At 73.2% G+C, this 6,000-nt stretch carries 5 protein-coding genes; all 5 read left to right on the forward strand.

Annotation, left to right across the window (positions count from 1 at the left end; all coding sequences use genetic code 11):
• The first annotated feature begins 155 nt into the window (after nucleotides 1-155).
• Entirely contained in the window at nucleotides 156-569 is a 414-nt protein-coding gene (locus EES43_RS20770) for a response regulator (RefSeq protein ID WP_124270099.1), read from the forward strand.
• Between the two features lie 55 nt (nucleotides 570-624).
• Entirely contained in the window at nucleotides 625-1,773 is a 1,149-nt protein-coding gene (gene nrtL / locus EES43_RS20775) for an ArgS-related anticodon-binding protein NrtL (protein ID WP_124270100.1), read from the forward strand.
• Nucleotides 1,774-1,795: 22 nt separating this feature from the next.
• Entirely contained in the window at nucleotides 1,796-3,187 is a 1,392-nt protein-coding gene (lysA, locus tag EES43_RS20780; RefSeq protein WP_124270101.1) for a diaminopimelate decarboxylase, read from the forward strand.
• A 96-nt stretch (nucleotides 3,188-3,283) separates the two neighbouring features.
• Nucleotides 3,284-4,585: a homoserine dehydrogenase gene (locus EES43_RS20785; RefSeq protein ID WP_206430092.1), complete on the forward strand. Its 1,302-nt coding sequence runs from the start codon at nucleotides 3,284-3,286 to the stop codon at nucleotides 4,583-4,585.
• A gap of 7 nt (nucleotides 4,586-4,592) precedes the next feature.
• On the forward strand, nucleotides 4,593-5,663 hold the full coding sequence (thrC, locus tag EES43_RS20790; protein WP_124270102.1) for a threonine synthase: 1,071 nt from the start codon (nucleotides 4,593-4,595) through the stop codon (nucleotides 5,661-5,663).
• Nucleotides 5,664-6,000: the final 337 nt, after the last annotated feature.

Here is a 6,000-nt window from a genome sequence, read left to right on the forward strand (position 1 = left end):
CCGTGAACAGGTATTCCGCCCCGCCGCCGCGCCGTTTCCTCCCGGTCGGCGGGGGCGGAAGCGGGGGCCACCCGTCCGGGGCGGAAGTGGGCAAAACCCGGACGCGACCGCGGCGGCCCGCCTACCCTCGAAGGGTGTCAGGGGTGTACGGCCGCGTGCTTGTTGTCGACGACAACAAGGTCATCCGGCAGCTGATCAGGGTCAATCTCGAACTTGAGGGGTTCGAGGTCATGACCGCGGCCGACGGCGTCGAGTGCCTGGACCTGGTCCACCGGTTCCGCCCCGACGCGATCACCCTCGACGTCGCGATGCCACGGCTCGACGGACTCCAGACCGCGTCGCGGCTGCGCTCGGACCCCCGCACCCGCAGCCTGCCCATCGCCGTCATCAGCGCCTGCACCCCGTACGAGGTGGACGCCGGGGTGTCCGCCGGGGTGGACGCGTTCCTGGCGAAGCCGTTCGAGCCGAGCGAGCTGGTGCGGATCATGCGCCGGCTGGTGACCGGCGAGGAGTGGCCCGTGGCGGAGGGCCGCCGGGGGGCCGGACGGGCGGGCAGCACGGCCGGCTGACCGCATGGCGGAACCGGGTCGCGGAGTGCCCCCCGGCCTCGCCTACGCTTGTCCCGTGACCCCCGCCGATCTCTCCCGAACCGTGCTGCACGCCGTGCGCCGCGCGGTCGACGAGGATGCGCTGCGCGCGCCCGTGCCCGCACGCGTACGGGTGGAGAGGACACGGCCCGGCGGCACCGGCGACTACGCCTGCGCCGTCGCGCTCCAGCTCGCCGGGCCCGCCGCCCTGCCCGCCCTGGAGGTCGCGCGCATCCTGCGGGAGCGCGTCGCCGCCGAGCCCGGCATCGGACGGGTCGAGATCACCGGACCGGGATTCCTCAGCCTCACCCTCGGCGCCCCGGCCGACCGCCACCGGGCCCTCCTCGACGCCGTACGGCGGCAGGGCCCCGCGTACGGGCACGGAGACGCGCTCCGGGCCGAGGTCCTGCAGTTCCAGCACGCGTCCGAGGTCCGCGCCGCTGTCACCGCTCAGACCGTGCGCCGGCTCCTCGCCGCCCAGGGCGCCCGGGTCCGGATCAGCTGCCGGGCAGCCGCGTCCGACCCTGACTGGGCCCGCCTGGGCGTCACCGTCGACGCGCACGGCACCGCCCCCGGCCCGCTCGCCGAGATCCGGCCCGTCCCCGCCGGGGCCACCGCGGGGGAGCTGCTGCAACGGCTCGGGCCCGACGCGGCCCGCTGGGGGCTGCTGCGGACCGCCGGGCACGACCGGGCCGACCTCGGTCCCGGGCTGCTCGTCCAGGGCGAGGCCAACACGCTCTTCCGGGTCCGGTACGCCCATGCCAGGGTGCGCGCCCTGACCCGCGGGGCCGGCCTCCTCGGCTTCGCCGCCGAGCCGGCCGAGCCCGCCGGGACGGCTGCGTACGGTGACGCCTCCGCCGTGGACGGACCCGCCGGTACGGCTGCGTACGGCGCGGGCCGCGTCTCGTACGACAGCGCCGCCCGTCCCCTCCTCGACCTCATCGCCGACCACCCCGGCGTCCTCCTCGCCGCCGCCCGCCACCGCGCGCCCGACCGGCTCGCCCGGCACCTGGAAGCCGTCGCGCACGCCTTCTCCGACTTCCACGACGCGTGCCCGCCGCTGCCCTCGGGCGACGAGAAACCCTCGGCCGCCCACCGTTCCCGGCTGGCCCTCGCCGAAGCCGCCGGGACGGTGCTGGCAGGCGGCCTGTCCCTGCTCGGTATCGACGCGCCCGAACACCTCTGACGAAATCCGAGAGACCACCACCATGAGCCGATCCGCTCACCCCGCCGGCCCCCGTTACGCCGACGTCCTCCCCGAGGGCCACTACACCGCTCCCGCCGCCGACCTGAACGCCCTTGACCCGAAGGTCTGGTCCCGTACGGTCACCCGCGACGCGGACGGCGCCCTCACCGTCGGCGGGATGGCCGTCGCGCGGCTCGCCGAGGAGTTCGGCACCCCGGCATACTTCCTCGACGAGAGCGACTTCCGCGCCCGCTGCCGCGCCTGGTCCGAAGCCTTCGGGCCGGACGCCGACGTCTTCTACGCCGGGAAGGCGTTCCTCTCCCGGGCCGTCGTGCGCTGGCTCGCGGAGGAGGGACTGAACCTCGACGTCTGCTCCGGCGGCGAGCTGGCCACCGCCCTGGACGCCGGGATGCCCGCCGAGCGCATCGCCTTCCACGGCAACAACAAGACCGCCGCCGAGATCGAGCGCGCCGTCGAGGCGGGCGTCGGGCGGATCGTGCTCGACTCCTTCCAGGAGATCGTCCGCGTCGCCCACATCGCCCAGCGGCACGGCACGCGCCAGCGGGTGCAGATCCGGGTCACCGTCGGCGTGGAGGCGCACACGCACGAGTTCATCGCCACCGCGCACGAGGACCAGAAGTTCGGGATCGCGCTGGCCGGCGGTCAGGCCGCCGAAGCGGTGCGCCGCGCCCTCACGCTCGACGGTCTGGAACTCGTCGGCATCCACTCGCACATCGGCTCGCAGATCTTCGACATGGCCGGCTTCGAGGTCTCCGCCCGGCGCGTGGTCCAGCTGCTCGCCCAGGTGCGCGACGAGCACGGCGTCGAACTGCCCGAGATCGACCTCGGCGGCGGCCTCGGCATCGCGTACACCTCCGAGGACGACCCCCGCGAGCCGCACGAGATCGCCAAGGCGCTCAGCGACATCGTCGTCCGCGAGTGCCAGGCCGCGAAGCTCCGCACCCCGCGCATCTCCGTCGAGCCGGGCCGGGCCATCGTCGGGCCCACCGCGTTCACGCTCTACGAGGTCGGCACGATCAAGCCGCTCGAAGGACTGCGCACCTATGTCAGCGTCGACGGCGGGATGTCGGACAATATCCGCACCGCCCTGTACGACGCCGAGTACAGCGTGGCGCTCGTCTCGCGCACCTCGGACGCCGAGCCGATGCTCGTCCGGGTCGTCGGCAAGCACTGCGAGAGCGGGGACATCGTGGTCAAGGACGCGTTCCTGCCCGCGGACCTGGCCCCCGGCGACCTCATCGCCGTCCCGGCGACCGGCGCGTACTGCCGGTCCATGGCGAGCAACTACAACCACGCCCTGCGCCCGCCGGTCGTCGCCGTGCGGGACGGAGAGGCGCGCGTCATCGTCCGGCGCGAGACGGAGGAAGATCTTCTGCGTCTCGATGTCGGCTGACGAAATATTCGTCTCAGGATCCGGACGACGGACAGAAACCCCCGTCCGGTGAGTGAGACTGGTCCACACATGAGCATGGATGAGAAACGAGGTCGGATGATGCGTACGCGTCCGCTGAAGGTGGCGCTGCTGGGCTGTGGAGTGGTCGGCTCAGAGGTGGCGCGCATCATGACGACGCACGCCGACGACCTCGCCGCGCGCATCGGCGCGCCGGTCGAGCTCGCGGGCGTCGCCGTGCGCCGCCCCTCCAAGGTGCGTGAGGGCATCGACCCCGCACTGGTCACCACCGACGCCACCGCCCTGGTCCGGCGGGGCGACATCGACGTCGTCATCGAGGTCATCGGCGGCATCGAGCCCGCCCGCACGCTCATCACCACCGCCTTCGAGCACGGGGCGAGCGTCGTCTCCGCCAACAAGGCGCTGCTCGCCGAGGACGGCGCGGCCCTCCACGCGGCGGCCGAGGAACACGGCCGCGACCTCTACTACGAGGCCGCCGTCGCCGGAGCCATCCCGCTGGTGCGACCGCTGCGCGAGTCGCTGGCCGGCGACAAGGTCAACCGGGTGCTCGGCATCGTCAACGGCACCACCAACTTCATCCTCGACAAGATGGACACCAGCGGCGCCGGCTACTCCGAGGCGCTCGACGAGGCCACCGCCCTCGGGTACGCCGAGGCCGACCCGACCGCCGACGTCGAAGGCTTCGACGCCGCCGCGAAGGCCGCGATCCTCGCCGGCATCGCCTTCCACACGCGGGTGAGGATCGGCGACGTGCACCGCGAGGGCATCACCGAGGTCACCGCCGCCGACATCGCCTCCGCGCGCCGGATGGGCTGCACCGTCAAGCTCCTCGCCATCTGCGAGCGCGCCGCCGACGGCCGGTCCGTCACCGCCCGCGTGCACCCGGCGATGATCCCGCTCAGCCATCCGCTCGCCTCGGTCCGCGAGGCGTACAACGCCGTCTTCATCGAGGCGGAGGCCGCCGGCCAGCTGATGTTCTACGGCCCCGGAGCCGGCGGCGCCCCCACGGCCTCCGCGGTCCTCGGCGACCTGGTCGCGGTCTGCCGCAACAAGCTCGGCGAGGCCACCGGCCCCGGCGAGTCCGCCTACACGCGCCTGCCCGTCAGCCCCATGGGCGACGTCGTCACGCGCTACCACATCAGCCTCGACGTGGCCGACAAGCCGGGCGTGCTCGCCCAGGTCGCGACGGTCTTCGCCGAGCAGGGCGTATCCATCGACACGGTGCGCCAGCAGGGCCGTCCGGACGGAGACGGCGAGGCGTCCCTCGTCGTCGTCACCCACCGCGCGCCCGACGCCGCCCTCTCCGGGACCGTCGAGGCGCTGCGCAAGCTCGACACCGTGCGCGGTGTCGCCAGCATCATGCGTGTTGAAGGGGAGTAAAGGACCCATGACCAGCAAGGGCACCCACCAGTGGCGCGGAATCATCGAGGAGTACCGGGACCGGCTCCCGGTCACGAGCACGACGCCGGTCGTCACGCTCCGTGAGGGCGGCACGCCGCTCGTCCCGGCGCAGGTCCTCTCCGAGCGCACGGGCTGCGAGGTGCACCTCAAGGTCGAGGGCGCCAATCCCACGGGTTCGTTCAAGGACCGCGGGATGACCATGGCCATCACCCGGGCCAAGGAGGAGGGCGCCAAGGCCGTCATCTGCGCCTCCACCGGCAACACCTCCGCCTCCGCCGCGGCGTACGCGGTGCGCGCGGGCATGGTCTGCGCCGTCCTCGTGCCGCAGGGCAAGATCGCGCTCGGCAAGATGGGCCAGGCGCTCGTGCACGGCGCCAAGATCCTCCAGGTCGACGGCAACTTCGACGACTGCCTGACGCTGGCCCGCTCGCTCTCCGACAACTACCCGGTGGCGCTGGTCAATTCGGTGAACCCGGTCCGGATCGAGGGCCAGAAGACCGCCGCGTTCGAGATCGTCGACGCGCTCGGCGACGCCCCCGACATCCACGTCCTGCCGGTCGGCAACGCGGGCAACATCACCGCGTACTGGAAGGGCTACACCGAGTACGCGGGCGACGGCGTCTCGACGCGCACCCCGCGCATGTGGGGCTTCCAGGCGTCCGGCTCCGCGCCCATCGTCCGCGGCGAGGTCGTCAAGGACCCCTCGACCATCGCCACCGCGATCCGGATCGGCAACCCGGCCTCCTGGAACTACGCGCTCGCCGCGCGCGACGAGTCCGGCGGGTCCATCGACGAGGTGACGGACCGGCAGATCCTGTCCGCCTACCGCCTGTTGGCCTCGCAGGAGGGCGTGTTCGTGGAGCCAGCCTCGGCCGCCTCCGTCGCCGGTCTGCTCAAGGCCGCCGAGGAGGGCAGGGTCGATCCCGGCCAGCGGATCGTCTGCACGGTCACCGGCAACGGCCTCAAGGACCCCGACTGGGCCGTCGCGGGCGCCCCGCAGCCGGTGACGGTCCCGGTCGACTCGGCCGCCGCCGCGCGGAAGCTCGGACTCGTCTGACCGGTCCGAAGGGTTCCGACGGGTCCTCCGAAGGGTTCCGGCGGGTCCGAGGGATTCCGACCGGTCCGAAGGATCGCGACAACCGGCTCAACCAGCCCTTTTCGGGGCGGAGAGCGCATAGGAGGCGGGCGACACGCATCGTGCGCCTCCTGTGCGCCCTATGTCGCCACAGAACCTTCCTTCGATAAGCTGGGTACCTGCCCGCCCGACGTCCGCCCGAGGGGGCCGCCGCGGCATGGTCGCCGCCGAGGCCATCGGGCCGGCCACGGACCTCCGCGCCTCCGGAGCGTCCCGCGCGCCACGCCCCCGCACCCCTTGCCCGCCCGCCCCCACGTAT

The organism is Streptomyces sp. ADI96-02, assembly GCF_003846185.1.
GTDB lineage: Bacteria > Actinomycetota > Actinomycetes > Streptomycetales > Streptomycetaceae > Streptomyces.